Genomic DNA, 20,297 nt, shown 5'->3' on the forward strand with positions numbered 1-20,297 from the left:
GCGGCGGGGGAGGGCGCTGATGTACGCGCCGGACGTGTTCCTCGCGATCGCCGCGGGCGCCGTGGCGGGCGGCGGGCTGCTGCTCCTCGCGGTCGCGCTGCGCGGGCTGCCGCCGCGCTCCAGACCCGTCCGGGGCCGCAGCCGCGAAGACCTCGTCAGAACGCTCACGACCCGCACCGCGGTCGCCGTCATCGTCGGCGTGGCCGTGCTGATCGTGACGCGCTGGCCGATCGCCGCCGCCGGGACCGGCGCGCTCGTGCTCACCTGGAACGGCCTGGTCGGCGGCGCCGCCGAGGAACGCAAGGGCATGGCGCGGCTGGAGGCCCTCGCCGGCTGGACGGAGTCGCTGCGCGACACCATCGCGGGCGCCGTCGGCCTCGAACAGGCGATCCCCGCCTCGCAGCGCGCCGCCGCGCCCGCGCTGCAGCAGCCGCTGCGCAACCTCGTCGACCGGCTGCACACCCGCGTCCCGATGCCGGAGGCGCTGCGCCGGTTCGCCGACGACCTGGACGACCCGTCCGCCGACCTGGTGATCGCCGCGCTGATCCTGAACTCCAAGCTCCGCGGCCCCGGCCTGCGCGACATGCTCAGCGCCCTCGCGAACTCGGCCCGCGCCGAACTGGACATGCGGCGCCGCGTGGAGGCCGACCGGCGCTCCACCCGGCGCAGCGTCCGGATCGTCGTCGCCGTCTCCGTCGGGACGGCCCTGGCCCTCGCCGTGTTCAACCACTCCTACGTCGAGCCGTACGACGACGTCCTCGGCCAGCTCGTCCTGTGCATCGTCGTCGCGCTGTACGGGGCGGCGTTCCTGTGGCTGCGCCGGCTGTCGAAGTACGAGCTGCCGGGACGGTTCCTCAGCGAGCCGCGCAGGGCCGTGCAGCCCGGCGTGCCGGGCGAGGTGCCGAGCACCGTGGCGGGCTGGCAGGGCAGCGGGTCCGGCTCCGGCGGCCCGCAGGAACTTCCGCTGCGCGGGCGCCACACCATGGACGCGGGAGGGGGTGGCGCGGAGTGAACGCCGCGATGCTCGCCGGCGCCGTCGTCGGCCTCGGCCTGTACGTCCTCGCCCGGGCGCTGTTCCCGCCGCGGCCCGGCCTCGCCGCGCGGATGGCCGCGCTCGACGCCGCCCGCCGCCGTGACCTGGAGGAACAGCAGGCGGGTCGGATGTCGCCGACGCTGGAGCGGGTCGGGGGGCTGCGCGCCAGGCTCGGGCGGGAGCTGGCGCGGTTCTGCGAGTCGCGCGGCTGGAGGCTGCGTTCCGTCCACGCCGACCTCGCGATCACCGAGCGGTCGCTGGAGGCGTTCCTCGCGACGAAGTTCCTGCTCCCCGCGGGCGCGCTGCTGTTCATCCCCCTGATCGCCGCGTACTTCGCGCTGCTCGGGCTCGGCTCGTCCGTCGCCGTCCCCGTGTGGATCTGCGTGCTGTTCGCCGCCGTGTTCTTCTTCTTCCCCGACATGCAGCTGAGGCAGGAGGCGCAGGCCCGCAGGCAGGACTTCCGGCACGTCGTCGGCGCGTTCCTCGACCTGGTCTCGATGAACCTCGCCGGCGGCCGCGGCGTGCCGGAGGCGCTGATGACCGCCTCGAACGTCGGTGAGGGCTGGGCGATGCACCGCATCCGCGACGCCCTGTCCAACGCCCGCATCACCGGGCAGACGCCCTGGCAGTCGCTCGGCCGGCTCGGCGAGGAACTCGACATCGCCGAGCTGCGCGACCTCTCCGGGGCGCTCGCCCTCGTCGCCGACGACGGCGCGCAGGTCCGCAAGTCCCTGTCCGCCCGCGCCGCCTCCATGCGCAGCCGCGAGCTGTCGGACCTGGAGGGCAAGGCGGGCGAACGTTCCCAGTCGATGCTCGTCGCGCAGCTGTTCCTGTGCGCCGGATTCCTGATCTTCCTGGCCTACCCGGCCTTGATGCGGGTGCTCGCCTCATGACCCCCGACACTGCTCGAAGAGCCCCCTGGAGGTACCGCGATGAGTCCCCACAACCCGATGAACGATCCGATCGTCGTCTATCTGCGCGCCATGGCCGGCGCGCGGATCGCGCGGATGCGCGCGCCGGAGGAGCACGACCGGGGCGCGTCCGCGATCGAATGGGCGATCATCACCGCGATCCTGGCGCTGCTCGCGATCACGATCGGCGCGGTCATCACGAAGAAGGTCACCGAGAAGGCCAACACGATCAACACCGGCTGATCCGGCGGTCCCGCGCCGAGACGGCGCGGCTCCGGTCCGACACCGGGGTGTCGTCGATGGAGTGGGCGCTGCTCACCCCCCTCCTCATCCTCCTGATGCTGATCGTCGTGCAGTTCACGATGGTGTTCCACGCCCGCCACGTCGCGCTCGCGGCGGCGCAGTCGGGCGCCCGCGTCGCGCGGACCGCGCCCGTCGGCGGCGGCTGGCAGGACGAGGCGACCGCGAAGGCCGCCGGCGACGTCCGCGAGATCGGCCCGGAACTGCTGAGCGGCCTCGACGTCCGGGCCGGGGAGGCCGGCGACCAGCGCTGGGTCGAGGTCAGCGGCTACGCGGTGGCGGTCGTCCCGTTCATGAAGTTCCACGTTTCGCAGCGGTCCCAGGGGCCGATCGAGTGCTTCCGTCCCGACGTCGGAGAGGGCGTCGCGTGCGAACCGGAGGCCGCGCGATGAGAGTTCCCGACCGCGGGTCGATGTCGCTGGAGATGGTGCTGGTCACACCGCTGTTCGTGGCGTTCCTGCTCTTCCTCGCCGGCGCCGGCCGGATGGTCGACGCCAAGAGCCAGGTGGACGGGGCCGCGCGGGACGCGGTCCGCGCCGCGTCCATCGCCCGCAGCGCCCCCGCCGCGCAGCGCCTCGCCGCCGAGACCGCCGCGGCCGGCCTCACCGGCACCGAATGGTGCTCCGGCGGGCCCACCGTGCAGACCGACGTGTCCGACTGGGGGCCGGGCGGCCGCGTCGGCGTGACGATCAGCTGCGACGTCGACCTCGGCGACCTGTCGTTCATCGGCCTGCCCGGCAGCAAACGGCTCCAGGGCAACGCGATCGCCCCCATCGACACCTTCACCTACCGGGGGACGGACGCGGGCGGCGCCGAAGACCCCGGAGGCGGGCGATGACGCGGTGGTCGATCAGCGCAACGCCCCGGGACCGGGGCACGATCGCGCTGTACACCGTCCTGTTCACCCCGATCGTCCTCCTGCTGGCCGGGCTGCTCGTCGACGGCGGCCTCGCCATCCACGCGCGGCAGCGCGCGGCGGACATGGCCGAGCAGGCCGCCCGCGCCGGCGCCGACCAGATCGACACCGACGCGCTCCGGGAGACCGGCGAGCCCGTCCTCGATCCCGGCCGGGCCCGCGCCGCCGCGTGCGACCTGCTCGCCGCCTACAGCGACCAGGTCACCGCGTCCCGGTGCGACGCCGACGAGCAGGAGGTGGCCGTCACCGTGCAGATCACCGTGCAGCCGCAGCTGCTCGGGATCATCCCTGGCTTCAGCGAGTTCCGGATGACCTCCAGCGCGACCGCCCACCCCGTCACGGGAGGAACCGCCCCGTGAACCCCAGGCGAAACGGATTTACGATGTGTGCGACGTCCGGGGACCGGAGAACGGCAGGGGCGCGATGGTGACGCGGCAAGGGCAGAGGACCCCGGACCGGGGTGGCAGGCAGCTCGTCAAGAGGCAGCGCAGCGCCGGCGACGTCCTCGCCGGGATCGGTGCGGTCGTGGCGCTGTCGGCGCTCGTGGCCGGTGTCCCGGCCGCGCTGCTCATCCTGTTCGGCTCGCCGCTGCCGGACCATGTGCCGTCCGTGTCGGACCTCACGCGGCGGGTCGGGCCGGGCTCGCTCATCGCCATCCTCGTCGCGCTGGTGTGGCTCGCCTGGCTGCAGCTCGCGGTGTGCGTGGTCGTCGAGGTGTACGCGGGGATCCGCGGCGTCGGCGTGCCCGCACGGGTGCCGCTCGCCGGCGGGACGCAGTCGCTGGTGCACCGGCTCGTCGTGGCGGCGCTGCTGCTGTTCACCGCCACCACCGCGATCATGCCGGCGTTCTCGGGTGCGGGCGGGCTGTCTCAGCGGCCGCCGGTGCAGACGCAGTCGCAGGAGTTCCACCGGATCCCGGCCGCGCCGGAACCCACGGTCGTCACCGACCGGGTCGCCGCCGACCTCGCCTCGGAACCGCTGGAGAAGGCCGCCACCACCAAGATCTACCGGGTGCAGCCGCCGGAGGGGCGCCACCACGAGAGCCTGTGGGAGATCGCCGAGAAGTGCCTGGGCGAGGGACGCCGCTACAAGGAGGTCTTCGCGCTCAACAAGGGCCACATCCAGCCGGACGGGACGCGCCTGACCATCGCGAGCCTGATCCGTCCGGGCTGGATCCTGGAGATGCCCGCGGACGCCAAGGGCGCGAAGGTCATCCCCGCCAAGGATCTCGACGAGTACTTCCGGTACGGGCACGCAGTCCCGGACGAGCCGGAGAAGCCGGAGAAGCCGGAGACGCCGCGGGAGCCCGCGCCGACGGCGCCGACGCCGGACCCGAAGCCCGAGCAGCCCGCACCGTCGGCCGTCTCCCGGCCGCCGGCGTCGCAGGCCCCGCCGACCGCGCCGCAGCCGCCCGTGTCGAAGGCCCCGCCCACGGCGCCGCAGCCGTCGGTGTCGCAGGCGCCGCCGACCGCGCCGCAGCCCGAGGTCTCCCAGACCCCGGAAACCCGGAAACCGGAACCCGCGCAGCCGCCCGTGCACGGCGGGCCGTCCGGTGAGATGGGCGGCGACGCCGGAAGCGGCGGCGCGTCCGTGCCCGGCCAGGACTCGGACCAGCACGAGGAGACCGGCGCGGGGTTCGGCATCGGCTGGCCGCACGGACTGGCGGCCGCGTCGCTGCTCGCCGCCGGGCTGCTCGGCGTCCTCGGCCGCCGCCGCCGCGTCCAGCTGTGGCACCGCGCGTTCGGGACCATGGTCGCCCGGCCGGACGGGGAGGCGGCCCAGGCGGAGCGGGCGCTGCGGCTCGGCGCCGACGACGAGGCCGTCCGGCTGCTCGACCTCGGGCTGCGGCACCTGTCGAAGTCGATGGCGGCGGGCGGCCGCGCCCTGCCGACCGTGTACGGGGTGCACATCGGCGACTCCCCATCCGGCCAGGGCAGCCTCGACCTGTGGATCGCGCCCGCCGACCGGAACCCGCCCGCGCCGTGGCAGGCGTTCGACGACGGCCAGGTGTGGCGGCTGCACGGCGACGCGCTGGCCGGGCTGGAGGCGGCCGACCTCGGCGACGTCCTCGCCCCCTACCCGGGCCTGGTGTCGATCGGCACCAACGACAACGGCCGCATCCTCGTCGACCTGGAGGCCGCGCACGGCCTCATCGCGCTGCGCGGCGCCGAGGACACCCGCCGGGCGGTGCTGTCCGCGGTCGCGATGGAACTGGCCACCAACCGCTGGTCCGACCACATGCGGATCACGCTCGTCGGGTTCGGCGGGGAACTCGGCGAGGGTCTGACGGAGATCGCGCCCGACCGGATCCGGTCCGTGCCGACGCTCGCGGACGCGCTGCCGGAGCTGGAGGGACGCAGCGAGGAGGTCCGGCAGGCGCTCGCCGCGTCCGGCGTCGACTCGGTGCTCACCGGCCGCTGCCGCGGCGTGTTCGGCGAGGCGTGGATGCCGCACTACCTGATCATGGCGGACCGGCCGTCGGAGCGGGAGGCGGACCGGCTCGTCGCGCTCGCCCGCACCGGCACCCGGATGGCCGCCGGGTACCTCGTCCCCGGCGACGTGCAGGGCGCCACCTGGACCTGGGACGTCGACGAGGACGGCCGCCTCCACGCCGGGGTCCTCGGCTTCGACGTCGACGCGCAGCTCGTCCCCGACGACGACTACCGCGGCGTGTTCGAACTGTTCCGGACGGCGGGGCGGCTCGACTCCGTCGACCTGCCGGGCCTCGCCGGCGGGCCGGAACCGCCGACCGCGCGGCAGTCGTCGGTCGACATCCGGCTGCTCGGCCCGATCGAGGTCGACGCGTCCGGGCCGATGGACGAGAGCCGCCGCGCGCTCTGCACCGAACTCCTCGTGTACCTGGCGGCGCATCCGGAGGGCGTCCACCCGACGGTGCTGTCCGGCGCGATCTGGCCGCGTGGCGCGAGCACCGGCGTCCGCGACGCGTGCGTGGCGCGCGTGTCGGACTGGCTCGGCCGCGACGCGCGGGGCCGCCCGAACCTGTACTACGACGAGCGCGGCCGGATCAGGCTCGGCTCGGAGGTGCGGGTCGACCTCAACGTTTTCCGCTGGCTGGTGTGGCGGTCGGCGGCCGAGCCCGCGTCCGAGACCGCCTACATGGCGTACGCGCTGGACCACGTCCGCGGCCCGCTCCTCGCCGACCGGCCGCGCGGCCAGTACGCCTGGCTGGCCGACCACGACCTGGAGTACGAGGCGTCCGCGCGGGTCGTCGACGTCGCGCACCGGCTCGTCGTGCTGCGCCTGGACGAGGGGGACGCGCGCGGCGCGGTCGGAGCGGCACGCGCCGGGCTGCGGCTCGCGCCCGAGGACGAGGGCCTGTGGCGCGACCTGCTCCGCGCGACCCACGCCACCGGCGACGTCGCGCAGGTGCAGGTCGCCGTCGACGAGCTGCGCGGCCGCCTCGGACGGGACCCGCGGTTCGACCAGCTGCAGCCCGAGACGGAGGCGCTGGTGGAGGAACTCGTCCCCGGCTGGCACCGGGTCGGCACGCGCTAGCGGTACAGGCCGGTGCCGCCCAGCGAGTACCGGCCCGGCTGCGGATGGACGCGCAGCCCCGCCGGGCGCCCCCCGACCCTGACCTTCCGCACGACCCGCCCGGTGCGGGTGGACACGGCGTAGACGAGGCCGGCGGGGTCGGCGAGCCACAGCGCCGTCCCGTCCGACGACACCCCGCCCGGGATCGGTGAGCCGGCGCCGGGCAGCGGCCAGCGGGACGTGACCCGGCGGGTCCCGAACTCGACGGCGGCGAGGGTGCCGCCGCCCACCACGAACAGGCGGCGCGCGTTCCGGCTGATCGACAGGCCACGCGCGCCCGGCGAGGTACGGACGAACCCCAGCACGGCGAACCGTTCGGCGTCGATGAGCCAGACACCGCCCTTGACGGAGTCGGCCACGTAGAACAAGGCGCCGCTCGGCGACAGCCGCAGATCCCCGGGGCGCGCCCCCTCCGGCAGCCGGATCGTCCCGGAGACGCTGCGGCCCGCGATGTCCACGCGGGCGAGCGCGCCGGCGGACGTGCAGGTCGCCACGAGCGACGACCCGTCCAGCGTGAAGTCGGCGTGCCCGGCGGTGCACGGCATCGGCACCGACGCCCTCCGCCGCATCGTGTCCGGGTCGCGGACGTCGACGCGGCGGGGCCAGCGGGCCAGGACCAGCGCGTCCCGCCCGTCCGGGGTGAAGTAGAGCCCGGAGGTGCCGGTGGCCTTCACCGGACGGCCCCGTTCGGCTCCGTGCGGTCCGACGGGGACGAGCGCGCCGTGCGCCCGGTCGGTGGCCCAGAGCCGCCGCAGATCCCAGGACGGCGTGACCTGCGACACCGTCGCCCCGGTGCGCAGCCGCCCGACGGTCTCGAGCGTGCCCGGGTCGATGACGTCGATGAACCGCCCGTGCGCGACGTACAGCCGCGGGGGCATCCCCCGCGCGTACGGTGCGATCATCCCCGGGCCGGTGGCGGCGTAGGCCTGCTCGCCCGCCGGCGCCACCGGGACGCCGCCGTCACCGCCGCCGGTCGGTCCGGGGGGATCGCCGGGACGCGCGCTCAGGTACGGCGCCGGCCCGCCGAGCCCGACCACCGGCCCGCCCGGGGCCCCCTCCCCGGGCCGGTAGAACGGCACGGGCGACTCGCACCCGGCCAGAACACCGCAGGTCAGCGCGATGGCCGCGGCCGCCGGGAGCGCGGCGGCCCGTGATCGTCCTCCTTGACGTCCCTGCACGGTCTCCCCCTTACACGGCGGGGACCCTACCGAGAGACGACTCCTCGTGTCCGACCAATCGCAAAACGTGTTCGCCGTCGCCCGGGGGCGGGCGGAACCGCGGGGAAGCTAGTCGGACTTGCCGATGCCGATGCCGAACTCGCGGTAGACGCGCTCCCAGAAGCCGTCCCGCAGCCAGGTGCGGGCCTCCTGGTAGGGGCGCAGGGAGCCGCCGAGCTCCTTCTCCGCCTCGATCAGCAGCTCCTTGTCGATGACGGGCGGCAGGATCGGGCCGGGCAGCAGGTCACGGATGTTGTCCCGGCCCCGCTCGAAGATCCACTTCTGGGCCACATGCTCGCCGATCTCCAGCATGTGGTCGCGGTCGGGGCCGAGCTTGCCGTCGGTCGCGGTGGTGGAGTTCATCGACGCGGCCACCGTCGCGGGCGTCGCGCCGCCCGGGACGGGAACGGTGCTGCGGACGGCCGCGGGCGACGGCTTGACCGCCGGGGGACGTCCCGCGAACACCTGCGACGGCGACGGGACGGGGCTCGTGCGCTGCGCGGCGGCCGCGGCGTCGCGGACGGCGGCCGCGGAACCGGGCGCGGGCACCGGCAGCACCTTGGCCTTGGTGAAGTAGGGGCGCAGGAAGTCGGCGGGCAGCACCTCGACCGTGTCGGACTCCCACACCAGCCACTCGGCCTGGTTCGAACCGTGCGTCGGCTCGACGCCCCACAGGTGCACGCGGACGCCGTAACGCTGCGCGGCCTCGACGGCGGGCAGCATGTCCTCATCACCGGCCAGCAGGACCGCGTCGGTGATGGCGCGGTGCCGGGCGAGGGCCTCGAGGTCGGCACGGAGCTGGGCGTCCACGCCCTTCTGCTGGCCCTGGGCGTTCAGATTGCCGAGCCGCAGCTTCACCAGCGGGAGGTTGGCGATGACGCGCTGGTCCACCGTCGGCTGCCGCTTCGGCGCGGCGTCGAACCAGTACACCCGCAGCAGCTCGCCGAGCAGCTGGTCGTCGGCGTGGGTGGTCAGCGCCTTGATCAGCTTCTCGGCGGCGACCCGGTACTCGCGTCTGGACCCGCAGCTGAGCAGCAGGGCACCGGAGGCCGCGTAAAGGTACCCCGCGTCGACGAAAATGGCGTATCGCGCGGGCTGTGGAACGAACTCCGAGGTGGCCATGACCTTCCACCTTATTCGTGCCGGGCCCCCGCTGGGCGTGAACCGCGGTTACACATCGCTTCGGCGGCCGGGAGGAGATTCCGGCCCGCAGGTCAGCGCGGCAGCCCGCTGGCCCGCCACGCGCCCGCTCCGCGCGGCCGCTGCTCGCCCGCGAAAGTGCTGCGGACGAGCCGGGAACGGTCCGCCCAGCGGGACGGCCTGGCCCCGCCCGCGCCCGCCCCGCCGCCGTCCCGGGCGGCGGCCGCCGCCCTGGCGCGGGCGGTCAGCACGGCGACGAGGGCCGCGATCTCCTCCGGGCCGGGGTCGCCCCGGACGATCTGGAGGAAGGGTTTGCTGTCGGCGGTCACGGAATCTCCTGGCCTCCTGGGAGGGTCGGGTCAGAGCGGGATGTTCCCATGCTTCTTGGGCGGCAGCGTCTTGCGCTTCTCGCGCAGCGCCCGCAGCGCCCGCACGACCTGCCCGCGCGTCTCGGACGGCTTGATCACGTTGTCGATGTAGCCGCGCTCGGCCGCGACGTAGGGGTTGGCGAGCGTGTCCTCGTACTCGGTGATCAGTTCGGCGCGGCGGGCGTCCGGGTCGTCCGCTGCGGCGAGGTCGCGCCGGTACAGGATGTTGACCGCTCCCTGCGCGCCCATCACCGCGATCTGCGCGGTCGGCCACGCCAGGTTGATGTCGGCGCCGAGGTGCTTGGACCCCATGACGTCGTAGGCGCCGCCGTACGCCTTGCGCGTGATGATGGTGACGAGCGGGACGGTCGCCTCCGCGTAGGCGAACAGCAGCTTCGCGCCGCGCCGGATGATCCCGTTCCATTCCTGGTCGGTGCCCGGAAGGAAGCCGGGGACGTCCACGAACGTCAGCACCGGGACGTTGAACGCGTCGCAGGTCCGCACGAACCGGGCGGCCTTCTCCGACGCGTCGATGTCGAGCGTCCCGGCGAATTGCATCGGCTGGTTGGCGACGACGCCGACCGAATGGCCCTCGACCCGCCCGAACCCGACGATGATGTTCGGCGCGTACAGCTCCTGCACTTCCAGGAACTCGCCGTCGTCCAGCACGTGCTCGATGGCGGTGTGCATGTCGTACGGCTGGTTGGGCGAGTCGGGGATGAGGGTGTCGAGCTCCTCGACGGGATCCGCCGGGTCGACGGGGACGTCGAACGCCGGCGCGTCCGCGAGGTTGTTCGACGGCAGGTACGACAGCAGCGCCTTGACGTACTCGATCGCGTCGTCCTCGTCCGACCCCCGGTAGTGGGCGACGCCGGACTTGGAGTTGTGCGAGTGCGCGCCGCCCAGCTCCTCCATCGTCACCTCTTCGCCGGTGACCGTCTTGATCACGTCCGGCCCGGTGATGAACATGTGGGACGTCTGGTCGACCATGACGATGAAGTCGGTGATCGCCGGGGAGTACACGGCGCCGCCCGCGCACGGCCCCATCACCAGGGAGATCTGCGGGATCACCCCGGACGCGTGCACGTTGCGCTTGAAGATCTCGGCGTACAGGCCGAGCGCGACCACGCCCTCCTGGATCCGCGCGCCGCCGGAGTCGTTGATGCCGATCACCGGGCAGCCCGTCTTGATCGCGTGGTCCATGACCTTGCAGATCTTCTCGCCGAAGACCTCGCCGAGGGAGCCGCCGGAGACGGTGAAGTCCTGGCTGAACACCGCGACCGGCCGGCCGTCCACCGTGCCGTGGCCGGTGACGACGCCGTCGCCGTAGGGACGGTTCTTCTCCATCCCGAAGTTCGTGGAACGGTGCCGCGCCATCTCGTCGAACTCGACGAACGAGCCGGGGTCGAGGAGCGCGTCGATCCGCTCCCGGGCCGTCATCTTGCCCTTGGCGTGCTGCTTCTCGACGGCACGCGCCGATCCCGCGTGCACCGCCTCGTACCTGCGCCGCTCCAGGTCCGCGATCTTTCCCGCCGTGGTGTGGACGTCGTACTCCACCGGGGGTTCAGGGGCTTCCGTCGCCATGCGGGCCAGAGTAACCGGCCGCTGATACGGCGGGTGCGCGCGGGGGCCGCTCACCGGGATGAACGACGCCCGGCCGGGCTCGTTACGCTTGGGCGGGTGGCTACGAAGACGCGTGAGATCTTTCGGCAGGACCTGCCCGAACCGCTCCGCCGCGACGTGCGGCTCCTCGGTGCGATGCTCGGCGACGGCCTCGTGGAGTACGGCGGCCGGGAGTTGCTGGACGACGTCGAGCGGCTCCGCCACGCGGTGATCGCGGCCCGCCGCGGCGAGACGACCGGCGCGGACGTCGCCGCCATCGTCGACGGCTGGACGCTGGAACGTGCCGAGCAGGTGGCCCGCGCGTTCACCGTGTACTTCCACCTGACGAACCTGGCGGAGGAGCACCACCGCATCCGGACGCTGCGGGAACGCGACACCGGCGACACCGTCCCCGGCTCCGTGGCCGCCACCGTCCAGCACATCCGCGCCTCCACCGACGGCCGGCTCGACGGCCTCGTCGAGGGCCTGGAGTTCCGCCCCGTCTTCACCGCCCACCCGACCGAGGCCCGCCGCCGCGCCGTCGTCACCGCCATCCAGCGGATCAGCGACCTGATGACGCGGCTGAACGACGCCCCCGGCGCGTCCGAGCGCGAGGACATCGAGCGGAGCCTCCGCGAGGAGATCGACCTGCTGTGGCGGACGGCGCTGCGCCGCGGCACCCAGCTCGACCCGCTCGACGAGGTCCGCACCGCGATGGCCGCGTTCGACGAGACGATCTTCCGGGTCGTCCCGCACATCTACCGGGCCCTCGACCGCGCCCTGCAGACCGGCGGGGACGGCGACGACACCGGCACCCGTCCCCCGAAGGCCCGCCCGTACCTGCGCTTCGGCAGCTGGATCGCCGGCGACCGCGACGGGAACCCCTACGTCACCGCGCAGATCACCCGGGACGCGGTCATGATCCAGGCCGACCACATCCTGCGCGCTCTGGAGAACGCGTGCGCCCGGATCGGCCGGGAACTGACCGTCCACGAGACGACCACACCCGCCTCCAAGGACCTCCTGGACGCCCTCGCCGCCGCCCGCACCGGTCACCCGTCCCATCTCCGCGAGATCGCCAAGCGCTCACCGGGCGAGCCGCACCGCCAGTTCCTCCTCTACGCCGCGGCCCGGATCGCCGCGACGCGCGAACGCGACGCCGATCTCGCCTACTCCTCCCCGGACGAGCTGCTCGCCGACCTGCGCGCCGTCCAGGACTCCCTGGCCGGCGCGGGCGCCGCCCGTCAGGCGTACGGACGGGTCCAGCAGCTCATCTGGCAGGTGGAGACGTTCGGCTTCCATCTGGCCGAACTGGAGATCCGCCAGCACTCCGAACTCCACGAGAAGGCCCTCGCCGAACTGAACGACGCCAAGTCCGACAAGTCAGAGATGACGGAGGAGATCCTGGAAACCCTCCGGACCGTCGCCTGGATCCAGGGCCGCTTCGGCGTCCGCGCCTGCCACCGCTACATCGTCTCGTTCACCCGCTCCGCCGAGGACATCGCCAACGTCCACGAACTCGCCGCCTCCCTCGGCGAAGGCGCCCCCGTCCTGGACGTCATCCCGCTGTTCGAAACCGGCGAGGACCTCGAACGCGCACCGTCCGTCCTCGACGGAATGCTGCGGATCCCGGCCGTCCGGGACCGCCTGAACGACACCGGGCGCCGCCTGGAGGTCATGCTCGGCTACTCCGACTCGGCCAAGCAGCTCGGCCCGACCAGCGCCACGCTCCGCCTCTACGACACCCAGGAGGCCCTCGCGGCGTGGGCGGCCCGCAACGACGTCAAGCTGACCCTGTTCCACGGCCGCGGCGGCTCCCTCGGGCGCGGCGGCGGCCCCGCCAACCGGGCGATTCTGGCGCAGGCGCCGGGCTCGGTCGCGGGCCGCTTCAAGGTCACCGAGCAGGGCGAGGTCATCTTCGCCCGCTACGGCCACCGAGAGATCGCCAAGCGGCATGTCGAGCAGGTCACCAGCGCGGTTCTCCTCGCCTCCACCGACGCCGTCCAGGACCGCGCCCGCGAGGCCGCCGCCCGCTTCCGCCCCCTCGCCGACAAGATCAGCGACGCCGCGAAGGCGGCCTTCCGCAGCCTCATCGAAACCGACGGCTTCGCCGCCTGGTTCTCGCAGGTCAGCCCCCTGGAGGAGATCTCCGGCCTGCGCATCGGCTCCCGCCCGGCCCGCCGCAAGGCCGCCCAGGGACTGGAGGACCTGCGCGCCATCCCGTGGGTGTTCGCCTGGACGCAGACCCGCGTCAACCTCCCCGGCTGGTACGGCCTGGGCAGCGGCCTGGCGGCAGTGTCCGACGGCGGCGAAGACCTGGCCGAACTCCGCGACGCGTACGAGGCATGGCCGCTGTTCAACACGCTCCTCGACAACGCCGAGATGAGCCTGGCCAAGTCCGACCGCGCGATCGCCGAACGCTACCTGGCCCTGGGAGAACGCCCCGAACTCTCCGAGACCGTCCTGGCCGAGTACGACCGCACCCGCCGCCTAGTCCTGGCGGTCACGGGCCACGAACGCCTCCTGGAGAACCGCCGCGTCCTCTCCCGAGCGGTCGAACTGCGCAACCCGTACGTGGACGCCCTGTCCCACCTCCAGCTCCGCGCCCTGACCGCCCTCCGCGCCGGCGTCACCGACGACGAGGAGCGCACCCACCTGGAAGCCCTGCTGCTCCTGTCGGTGAACGGCGTCGCCGCCGGCCTCCAGAACACCGGATGATGACCGGACTCGCCTAGGACGGCGGTCCCGGGAAGGGCCGGGTCGGGCAGAATCGGCCGCATGAGGTATGTGCTGCTGATCTGCGACGACGAGACGGTCTCGCCGACCAACGAGGAACTCGCGGCCGACCCGGTGCACCAGGCCTGGAGCGCGGACCTGGAGCGGCGCGGTGCCGAGATCATCGGTGAGCGGCTGCGTCCGGTGGTGGACGCGACCACGGTCCGGGTCCGCGACGACGAGACCCTGGTCTCGGACGGGCCGTTCGCCGAGACCAAGGACTTCGTCGGCGGCTTCGTGATCGTCGAATGCGAGAACCTGGACGAGGCGATCGAGATCGCCGCGGGGCATCCCTACGCGCGCTGGGGCGGCGTCGAGATCCGCCCCGTCTGGGAATGACCGCGCCCGGCGACCGCGTCCGGGCGGCGGTCGACGCGGCGTACCGGGACGAGTGGGGCCAGGTGGTCGCGACCCTGATCGGCTTGACGGGGGACTGGGACCTGGCCGAGGACTGCGCGCAGGACGCGTTCGCCGCCGCACTGGCGAGCTGGCCGCGCGACGGTGTCCCGCGCCGTCCGGGCGCCTGGCTGACGACGGCGGCCCGCAACCGCGCGATCGACCGGCTGCGCCGCGACGCCGCGGGGGCGGCCAAGCTGCGCCAGCTCGCGGTGCTGGCCCGCGACGCGGACGAGCCGCCGGCGGAGGGCATCCCGGACGAGCGGCTGCGGCTGATCTTCACCTGCTGCCATCCGGCGCTGCCGTTCCCGGCCCGGGTCGCGCTCACCCTGCGCACGCTGGCCGGTCTGACCACCGCCGAGATCGCCCGGGCCTTCCTGACCGCCGAGCCCACCATGGCGCAGCGCCTGGTCCGCGCGAAGCGCAAGATCCAGGAGGCCGGCATCCCGTACCGGGTCCCGCCCGCCGAGCTGCTCCCGCGGCGGCTCACCGCCGTCCTCGCGGTGCTCTACCTGATCTTCAATGAGGGTTACGGCGAGGAGGACCCGCGGCGGGCCCTGACGGCCGAGGCCATCCGCCTGACCCGGGTCCTCGTCCGGCTGATGCCGGCCGAACCCGAGCCGCGCGGGCTGCTCGCGCTGACGCTGCTGCACGAGGCCCGGCGCGCGACGCGCACCGACGACGGAGTGCTGGTCACGCTGGAGGACCAGGACCGCTCCCGGTGGGACCGGGCGCTGATCGCCGAGGGCGTGGCGGCGCTCGACGAGGCGCTGGCCCTGCGGCGCACCGGGCCCTACCAGGTGCAGGCCGCCATCGCCGCCTGCCACGCCACCGCGCCCGACGCCGCGAGCACGGACTGGCCGCAGATCGCGGCCCTGTACGCCGAGCTGGGCCGGCTGGCGCCGTCCCCGGTCGTGGATCTCAACCGCGCCGTCGCGGTCGCGATGGCGGACGGCATTCCGGCCGGTCTGGCCCTGGTCGGCGAACTCACGGCGTCCGGGCGGCTCGACGGATACCACCTGCTGCCCGCGACCCGGGCCGACCTGCTGCGCCGGGACGGCCGCGCCGACGAGGCCAGGGCGGCGTACGAGGAGGCGTTGAAGCTGGCGCCGACCGAGGCCGAGCGCCGCTACCTGGCCGGACGCCTCCGCGAACTCTGATCCAGAAAAACTTTGCCCGGCGATGTCGATGCGGGGCGGGTGCCCTTCGTCGGTGGGGTGAAAGTCCACCAGGAGGAAGGGAAGTTCCCATGAACACCGACACGACGCAGCCGATGCCCGAGGTGGTCGACCGGGCCGCCTTCCAGGCCGAACTGGACGCGCTGCGGGTACGGGAGAAGGCGCACACCCGCGCGGGCGATGCGATCGCGGCGGCCCGGCGGCGGCTGCCGATGGTGGAGGTGGACGCCAGTACACCGCTCATCGGCCCGGGCGGCCCGGTCACGCTGCTGGACGCCTTCGAAGGCCGCCGTCGGCTGATCGCCTACTACATGATGTGGTTCAACGGCCGTCCCGCCGCCGAGCAGTGCGATGGCTGCACCTACTACAACGGGCAGGTCCGCGAGCTGTCCAACCTGCACGCCGCCGGCATCACCTACGCGACGTTCTGCCAAGGGCCCTACGAGGAGACCGTCCGGTACCGCGACTTCATGGGCTGGACGATGCCCTGGTACTCCGCCGAGGACTCGGCCGAGACCCTGCTGACCGGACGCACGGCCGGCATGTTCCACCTGGTCTGCTACCTGCGGGACGGCGACCGGGTATTCGAGACCTACTGGACGAACGGCCGGGGCGTCGAGGCGTTGGACATCGCCTACTCGCTGATGGACCTGACCGTGTACGGGCGGCAGGAGGACTGGGAGGACTCGCCTGCCGGCTGGCCGCGGGACGGGTCGGTCGACGGCGGGTTCTTCAGCACCGGCGGACGTCCCACCGCCCAGTGGCCCCGCCTGGAAGCCGGCCGCTCCGACGATCTCGGCGCACCCGCCCGCTAGCGGAACCGCCGTCCGGGCCGCGCGGTGGGCGCGAAACTCTCGATCAGGACGGCCAGCGGGGCTTGCGCTTCTCGTTGAAGGCGGCGATGCCTTCGCGGCGGTCGGGGGAGAAGGCGGCGGTGCGCCAGGCGTTCTCCTCCAGGTGGAGGCCCGCGTCCAGGCTGACTCCGCCGCCGAGGCGGAGGGCGCGTTTCGCGGCGCGGACGGCGACCGGGGAGTTCTGCGCGATCACCCCGGCCAACGCCAGGGCCTCCTCGCGGGCGGTCCCCGCGGGCACCTTCCGGTCGGCGAGGCCGTACTCCAGGGCCTCCTCCACGCCGAGGCGCCGGCCGGTGAAGACCAGGTCGGCGGCCTTGCCGGGGCCGAGGCGCCGCAGGGCGAGCTGCGTCCCGCCGCCGCCGGGGACGAGGCCGACGCTCACCTCGGGCAGGCCGAACACGGCCGTCTCGTCCGCGACGATGAGGTCGGCGGACAGGGCGAACTCGCAGCCGCCGCCGAGCGCGAACCCGTGCACGGCCGCGATGACCGGCTGCGGCAGGTTGAGGACGCCGCCGAACGCCGCCCGGAAGACGGGCCGCTGCGCCATGATCTCGTCATCGCTCATCGCGTTGCGTTCCTTGAGGTCGGCGCCGACGCAGAACGCCTTCTCGCCCTCCGCGCTCAGCACCACCGCCCGCACGGCCGCGTCCGCCGCCGCCTCCGCGCAGACCGCCGCGAGGCGCCGCGCCATCGCCGTCGACAGGGCGTTGAGGGCCTCGGGCCGGTCCAGCACGATCTCCGCGACATGCCCGTCGCGCCGCAGATTCACTCCATCCATGAAGCGAACCCTATTTGCGAACGCACCTACACCAGCCACCAGCCCGACCACGCCCCCAGCCAACCGTCGCGATCGCGTCCGAAGGCAGGTTTCGAGCTTGCGAGAAACCTGATCGCGCAGCGAGCCGCAAGGTGAGCCGGAGCGATGCAGCGATCGCACGCAGTGCCCGCCGAAGGAGGGCCCTCCAGGCCGGGGGCCGGCTACACGCCGCCAAGGGCACTGCAATGGGCACGCCTGCCCTCAAGATCGAGTCGCTCATGGGGTTGGATTGGAGTGTGAAGGACTCACCCTACGGGGATCTTGGGCGGCCGCCGCTGCACGAGGCGGCGCTGCGGCGGGCGCTCGTCCGGGAGGGCGGGCTGTGGCGGGAGGTCCGCGTCGTGGCGGAGACGGGGTCCACCAACGCCGACCTCGCCGAGCGGGCCGGGGAGGGCGCGCCGGAGGGGACCGTGCTGGTCACCGAGTTGCAGACGGCGGGCCGGGGGCGGCTCGGGCGGTCCTGGACGGCGCCGCCTCGGTCGGGGCTGATGTTCTCGGTGCTGCTGCGGCCTCGGGTGCCGGTGCCGATGCTCGGCTGGGCGCCGCTGCTGACCGGTGTCGCCGTCGCCACCGCGGTCCGGCGGATGACGGCCTGGTCGCAGGAGGGGGACGGGTTCCTCAGCGGCGGTGACGCGGCCGTGGACGCACGGCTCAAGTGGCCGAACGATCTGCTGGTCGGCGACCGGAAGCTGGCGGGGATCCTCACGGAGAAGACCGGCGGCGGGCTCGTCGTCGGGGTGGGGCTGAACGTGGGGCTGCGGGAGGATGAACTGCCGGTGCCGTCGGCGACGTCGCTGGCGATCGAGGGTGCGCCGCTGAGCGACCGGGCGCCGCTGCTGCGCGCGATCCTGCGGGAGTTCGCGACCTGGTACCGGGAGTGGACGGCGCTCGGCGGTGATCCGGAGACCAGCGGGCTGCGTACCGCGTACAAGGACCTGTGCGCCACGCTCGGCCGGCAGGTGAGGGTCGAGCTGCCCGGTGAGGAGACGTTGACGGGGACGGCGCGGGACGTGGACGGGTCGGGGCGCCTGGTGGTGTCCGGGACCGGCGGGGATCGCGTGGTCAGCGCGGGAGATGTGGTGCACGTCCGGTGAACGGGGAACGGCGATCCACGGTCCGGACGTTGACCGAGTTGCTGATCTGCGACGATATGTCCCGGTACCGATCCATGACGCCGGTGTCCCCGCCCGGGGCGGCGGCGGGCTGAGGGGCGGAAGATGGCGGCCGGATTGCCGGATCCGAAGGAGATCGAAGAGCTCCTGCTGGGGGGCGAGCTGCGGTACACCCGTGTCGACGCCGTCCGGCTGTCAGGGGTGTCTCGGGAGTTCTCCGGCCGGATCTGGCGGGCGTTCGGGTACCCGTCGATGCCGGACGAGACCGTCGCCTACACCGAGGGCGACGTCGCGGCCCTGGACCGTCTCCGCCGGCTCGTCGACGACGGGATCCTGGACGAGGACGGGGTGATCCGGCTGGTCCGGGCGTTCGGGCAGACGATGACGCGGCTCGCCGAGTGGCAGGTCAACCTGCTGCGCAGCATGCTGCCGCAGGATCAGAACGACCCGCCGTCCGCGGAGGCCGTCGACACGATCGTGGACATCGCCGAGAAGCACATGGGCGATTTCGAGCCGCTGGTGGTGCACGCCTGGCGGCGGCAGCTCGCGGCCGCCGGGACGCGGGCGCTGGCGGCGGCGGCGACGCGGGAGAACGGCGACCCGGCGGGGCGGCCGATGACGACTGTCGGGTTCGCGGACATGGTGTCGTTCACGCAGGTCAGCCGGGAGCTCGAGGAGATCGAGCTGGCCCGGGTCGTGGAGTGGTTCGAGGAGACCGCCGCCGACATCATCGCGGCGCGCGGCGGGCGGCTGGTGAAGACGCTCGGCGACGAGGTGCTGTTCAGCGCGGAGACGCCGGAGATCGGCGCGGAGATAGCGCTGACGGTCGCGGCGGCCATCCAGGACGAGACCGAGGTCCCGGACGTGCGCGTCGGCGTCGCGTACGGGCCGGTGCTGCCGCTGATGGGCGACGTGTTCGGCACGACGGTCAACCTCGCGGCCCGGCTGACGTCCCTGGCGCGGCCCGGCTCGGTCGTGATCGACGGTGAGCTGGCGGCGCAGCTGGAGAAGCGGCCGGTCTACGAGGTCACGCGGATCGTGCGGCGCCCGGTCCGCGGCCTCGGCATCATCCAGCCGTACGTGCTGCGCCGCAATCCCACGCCGAAACCGCCGGACGCCGGGACGCCGTAGCGGCTCAGACGGGGCTGGGGCCGTCGTCGCCGGGGGAGCCGGTGAGCCGCTGCTTGTAGTTCTGCTCGCCGAGTTCCCGGACGAGGCTCAGCTCGGTCTCCAGGTAGTCGATGTGCTCCTCCTCGTCGGCGAGGATGTCCTCGAAGATCCGGGCGGAGGTGACGTCGCCGCGTGAGCGCATGAGTTCGATCCCGGGGCGCAGCCGGGCGACGGCCTCCATCTCGATGGCGAGGTCGGCTTCGAGTTGCTCGACGATGGTCTGCCCGATCCGCAGGGTGCCGAGCTTCTGGTAGTTCGGCAGGCCCTCCAGGAACAGGATCCGGTCGGTCAGCCGCTCCGCGTGCCGCATCTCGTCGAACGACTCGTCGCGGGTGTGCTTGGCGATGCGGGTGAAGCCCCAGTTCTCCTGCATCTTCGAGTGCAGGAAGTACTGGTTGATCGCCGTGAGTTCCGCGGTGAGCTGGTCGTTCAGCAGCGCGATGATGTCCTTGTCGCCTTCCATGGTGTCCATGCTTCCACGGCGGGTGGGGTCTGGACAGCACTGACCCCCGCGATGGCGTTTCTCCGCCGGTGGCGGCGGCGCAATGCGGGTGCCGGGACGGGCTCAGGCGGCGGTCTGCGGAGCGGTTCCCCCTTCGCCGGTCTCGCGGTTGATCGGTGCGGCGGCGTCCGGTCCGGGCACGCCCGGCCGGGGCACGGCCGGGGCGGGGACGCCGGGTCTCGGGGGCTGTGGAACCTCGGGGGCCTCGGGGACGGGCGTCAGCATGGCCGGGCCGCCGGTGAGGGCGTCGGCGAGTTCGCCGGCCGTCCGGTATTCGCTGATCATCGCGTGGATGCGCTTGGTGCACATGCCGCACCCGGGCTTGAAACCGCAGGCGGCCTTGACCTCTTTGGCGGTCGTGCAACCGTCCGCCATGCAGCCGTGAACGTCGTCCTCGGTGACGACGTTGCAGATGCACACGTACATGCGGCTGGTGGACCTTCCGTGCGGT

Annotated in this window: 20 protein-coding genes; 13 read left to right on the forward strand and 7 right to left on the reverse strand. The window is 73.4% G+C overall.

Annotated features, from left to right (window positions below; genetic code table 11):
- The first annotated feature begins 19 nt into the window (after positions 1-19).
- The 7 genes from ACTWPP_RS16270 to ACTWPP_RS16300 all read left to right on the forward strand — a co-directional run bounded on the left by ACTWPP_RS16270 (position 20) and on the right by ACTWPP_RS16300 (position 6,676).
- A complete protein-coding gene (locus tag ACTWPP_RS16270) occupies positions 20-1,012 on the forward strand; it encodes a type II secretion system F family protein (protein WP_443105070.1) in 993 nt (330 codons plus the stop codon).
- A complete protein-coding gene (locus ACTWPP_RS16275; RefSeq protein ID WP_443105071.1) occupies positions 1,009-1,926 on the forward strand; it encodes a type II secretion system F family protein in 918 nt (305 codons plus the stop codon). The genes ACTWPP_RS16270 and ACTWPP_RS16275 overlap by 4 nt, the downstream gene beginning before the upstream one ends.
- 39 nt (positions 1,927-1,965) lie before the next feature.
- Positions 1,966-2,187, forward strand: a complete 222-nt coding sequence (locus ACTWPP_RS16280) for a Flp family type IVb pilin (protein ID WP_443105072.1) — start codon at positions 1,966-1,968, stop codon at positions 2,185-2,187.
- A gap of 56 nt (positions 2,188-2,243) precedes the next feature.
- The gene (locus ACTWPP_RS16285; protein ID WP_443105073.1) at positions 2,244-2,636 is read left to right on the forward strand and encodes a TadE/TadG family type IV pilus assembly protein; all 393 of its coding nucleotides are present in this window, start codon (positions 2,244-2,246) and stop codon (positions 2,634-2,636) included.
- Positions 2,633-3,082: a TadE/TadG family type IV pilus assembly protein gene (locus tag ACTWPP_RS16290; RefSeq protein ID WP_443105074.1), complete on the forward strand. Its 450-nt coding sequence runs from the start codon at positions 2,633-2,635 to the stop codon at positions 3,080-3,082. The genes ACTWPP_RS16285 and ACTWPP_RS16290 overlap by 4 nt, the downstream gene beginning before the upstream one ends.
- A complete protein-coding gene (locus tag ACTWPP_RS16295) occupies positions 3,079-3,519 on the forward strand; it encodes a TadE/TadG family type IV pilus assembly protein (protein WP_443105075.1) in 441 nt (146 codons plus the stop codon). Before ACTWPP_RS16290 ends, ACTWPP_RS16295 begins: the two co-directional genes overlap by 4 nt.
- 64 nt (positions 3,520-3,583) lie before the next feature.
- Positions 3,584-6,676, forward strand: a complete 3,093-nt coding sequence (locus ACTWPP_RS16300) for a BTAD domain-containing putative transcriptional regulator (protein ID WP_443105076.1) — start codon at positions 3,584-3,586, stop codon at positions 6,674-6,676.
- Here ACTWPP_RS16300 and ACTWPP_RS16305 read toward each other — a convergent pair.
- The 4 genes from ACTWPP_RS16305 to ACTWPP_RS16320 all read right to left on the reverse strand — a co-directional run bounded on the left by ACTWPP_RS16305 (position 6,673) and on the right by ACTWPP_RS16320 (position 11,024).
- On the reverse strand, positions 6,673-7,893 hold the full coding sequence (locus tag ACTWPP_RS16305; RefSeq protein WP_443105077.1) for a hypothetical protein: 1,221 nt from the start codon (positions 7,891-7,893) through the stop codon (positions 6,673-6,675). The genes ACTWPP_RS16300 and ACTWPP_RS16305 overlap by 4 nt on opposite strands.
- 108 nt (positions 7,894-8,001) lie before the next feature.
- Positions 8,002-9,054 (reverse strand): NYN domain-containing protein, encoded by a 1,053-nt coding sequence (locus tag ACTWPP_RS16310; protein ID WP_443105078.1) that lies wholly within the window; start codon positions 9,052-9,054, stop codon positions 8,002-8,004.
- Between the two features lie 92 nt (positions 9,055-9,146).
- Positions 9,147-9,401, reverse strand: a complete 255-nt coding sequence (locus ACTWPP_RS16315) for an acyl-CoA carboxylase subunit epsilon (RefSeq protein WP_443105079.1) — start codon at positions 9,399-9,401, stop codon at positions 9,147-9,149.
- A gap of 30 nt (positions 9,402-9,431) precedes the next feature.
- Positions 9,432-11,024 (reverse strand): acyl-CoA carboxylase subunit beta, encoded by a 1,593-nt coding sequence (locus ACTWPP_RS16320; protein ID WP_443105080.1) that lies wholly within the window; start codon positions 11,022-11,024, stop codon positions 9,432-9,434.
- Positions 11,025-11,120: 96 nt separating this feature from the next.
- Here ACTWPP_RS16320 and ACTWPP_RS16325 point away from each other — a divergent pair, with 96 nt between their 5' ends.
- From ACTWPP_RS16325 to ACTWPP_RS16340, 4 genes are all read left to right on the forward strand, one after another.
- Complete coding sequence (locus tag ACTWPP_RS16325) at positions 11,121-13,760, forward strand: phosphoenolpyruvate carboxylase (RefSeq protein ID WP_443105081.1); 2,640 nt, start codon at positions 11,121-11,123, stop codon at positions 13,758-13,760.
- 60 nt (positions 13,761-13,820) lie between these two features.
- Entirely contained in the window at positions 13,821-14,156 is a 336-nt protein-coding gene (locus ACTWPP_RS16330; RefSeq protein WP_443105082.1) for a YciI family protein, read from the forward strand.
- Entirely contained in the window at positions 14,153-15,373 is a 1,221-nt protein-coding gene (locus ACTWPP_RS16335; protein ID WP_443105083.1) for an RNA polymerase sigma factor, read from the forward strand. Before ACTWPP_RS16330 ends, ACTWPP_RS16335 begins: the two co-directional genes overlap by 4 nt.
- A gap of 89 nt (positions 15,374-15,462) precedes the next feature.
- Positions 15,463-16,206, forward strand: coding sequence for a DUF899 family protein (locus tag ACTWPP_RS16340; RefSeq protein ID WP_443105084.1), 744 nt, complete (start codon positions 15,463-15,465; stop codon positions 16,204-16,206).
- A gap of 43 nt (positions 16,207-16,249) precedes the next feature.
- On the opposite strand, the gene ACTWPP_RS16345 is transcribed toward ACTWPP_RS16340, so the two are convergent.
- Complete coding sequence (locus ACTWPP_RS16345) at positions 16,250-17,023, reverse strand: enoyl-CoA hydratase/isomerase family protein (RefSeq protein ID WP_443105085.1); 774 nt, start codon at positions 17,021-17,023, stop codon at positions 16,250-16,252.
- Positions 17,024-17,298: 275 nt separating this feature from the next.
- On the opposite strand from ACTWPP_RS16345, the gene ACTWPP_RS16350 reads away from it, so the two are divergent.
- Together ACTWPP_RS16350 and ACTWPP_RS16355 are read left to right on the forward strand one after the other, a co-directional pair.
- On the forward strand, positions 17,299-18,156 hold the full coding sequence (locus ACTWPP_RS16350) for a biotin--[acetyl-CoA-carboxylase] ligase (protein WP_443105086.1): 858 nt from the start codon (positions 17,299-17,301) through the stop codon (positions 18,154-18,156).
- 123 nt (positions 18,157-18,279) lie between these two features.
- Entirely contained in the window at positions 18,280-19,305 is a 1,026-nt protein-coding gene (locus ACTWPP_RS16355; protein WP_443105087.1) for an adenylate/guanylate cyclase domain-containing protein, read from the forward strand.
- 4 nt (positions 19,306-19,309) lie between these two features.
- On the opposite strand, the gene bfr is transcribed toward ACTWPP_RS16355, so the two are convergent.
- Positions 19,310-19,807, reverse strand: coding sequence for a bacterioferritin (gene bfr, locus ACTWPP_RS16360; RefSeq protein ID WP_443105125.1), 498 nt, complete (start codon positions 19,805-19,807; stop codon positions 19,310-19,312).
- Positions 19,808-19,909: 102 nt separating this feature from the next.
- A complete protein-coding gene (locus ACTWPP_RS16365) occupies positions 19,910-20,272 on the reverse strand; it encodes a (2Fe-2S)-binding protein (protein WP_443105088.1) in 363 nt (120 codons plus the stop codon).
- Positions 20,273-20,297: the final 25 nt, after the last annotated feature.

The organism is Actinomadura sp. 3N407, from assembly GCF_052245875.1.
Classification (GTDB): domain Bacteria; phylum Actinomycetota; class Actinomycetes; order Streptosporangiales; family Streptosporangiaceae; genus Spirillospora.

Coding starts and splice junctions, on each gene's coding strand:
- ACTWPP_RS16270 (WP_443105070.1), top strand. CDS start 20: ATGTACGCGCCGGACGTGTTCCTCGCGATCGCCGCGGGCGCCGTGGCG.
- ACTWPP_RS16295 (WP_443105075.1), top strand. CDS start 3,079: ATGACGCGGTGGTCGATCAGCGCAACGCCCCGGGACCGGGGCACGATC.
- ACTWPP_RS16285 (WP_443105073.1), top strand. CDS start 2,244: ATGGAGTGGGCGCTGCTCACCCCCCTCCTCATCCTCCTGATGCTGATC.
- bfr (WP_443105125.1), bottom strand. CDS start 19,807: ATGGAAGGCGACAAGGACATCATCGCGCTGCTGAACGACCAGCTCACC.
- ACTWPP_RS16320 (WP_443105080.1), bottom strand. CDS start 11,024: ATGGCGACGGAAGCCCCTGAACCCCCGGTGGAGTACGACGTCCACACC.
- ACTWPP_RS16335 (WP_443105083.1), top strand. CDS start 14,153: ATGACCGCGCCCGGCGACCGCGTCCGGGCGGCGGTCGACGCGGCGTAC.
- ACTWPP_RS16280 (WP_443105072.1), top strand. CDS start 1,966: ATGAGTCCCCACAACCCGATGAACGATCCGATCGTCGTCTATCTGCGC.
- ACTWPP_RS16300 (WP_443105076.1), top strand. CDS start 3,584: ATGGTGACGCGGCAAGGGCAGAGGACCCCGGACCGGGGTGGCAGGCAG.
- ACTWPP_RS16340 (WP_443105084.1), top strand. CDS start 15,463: ATGAACACCGACACGACGCAGCCGATGCCCGAGGTGGTCGACCGGGCC.
- ACTWPP_RS16355 (WP_443105087.1), top strand. CDS start 18,280: ATGGCGGCCGGATTGCCGGATCCGAAGGAGATCGAAGAGCTCCTGCTG.
- ACTWPP_RS16310 (WP_443105078.1), bottom strand. CDS start 9,054: ATGGCCACCTCGGAGTTCGTTCCACAGCCCGCGCGATACGCCATTTTC.
- ACTWPP_RS16345 (WP_443105085.1), bottom strand. CDS start 17,023: ATGGATGGAGTGAATCTGCGGCGCGACGGGCATGTCGCGGAGATCGTG.
- ACTWPP_RS16330 (WP_443105082.1), top strand. CDS start 13,821: ATGAGGTATGTGCTGCTGATCTGCGACGACGAGACGGTCTCGCCGACC.
- ACTWPP_RS16290 (WP_443105074.1), top strand. CDS start 2,633: ATGAGAGTTCCCGACCGCGGGTCGATGTCGCTGGAGATGGTGCTGGTC.
- ACTWPP_RS16365 (WP_443105088.1), bottom strand. CDS start 20,272: ATGTACGTGTGCATCTGCAACGTCGTCACCGAGGACGACGTTCACGGC.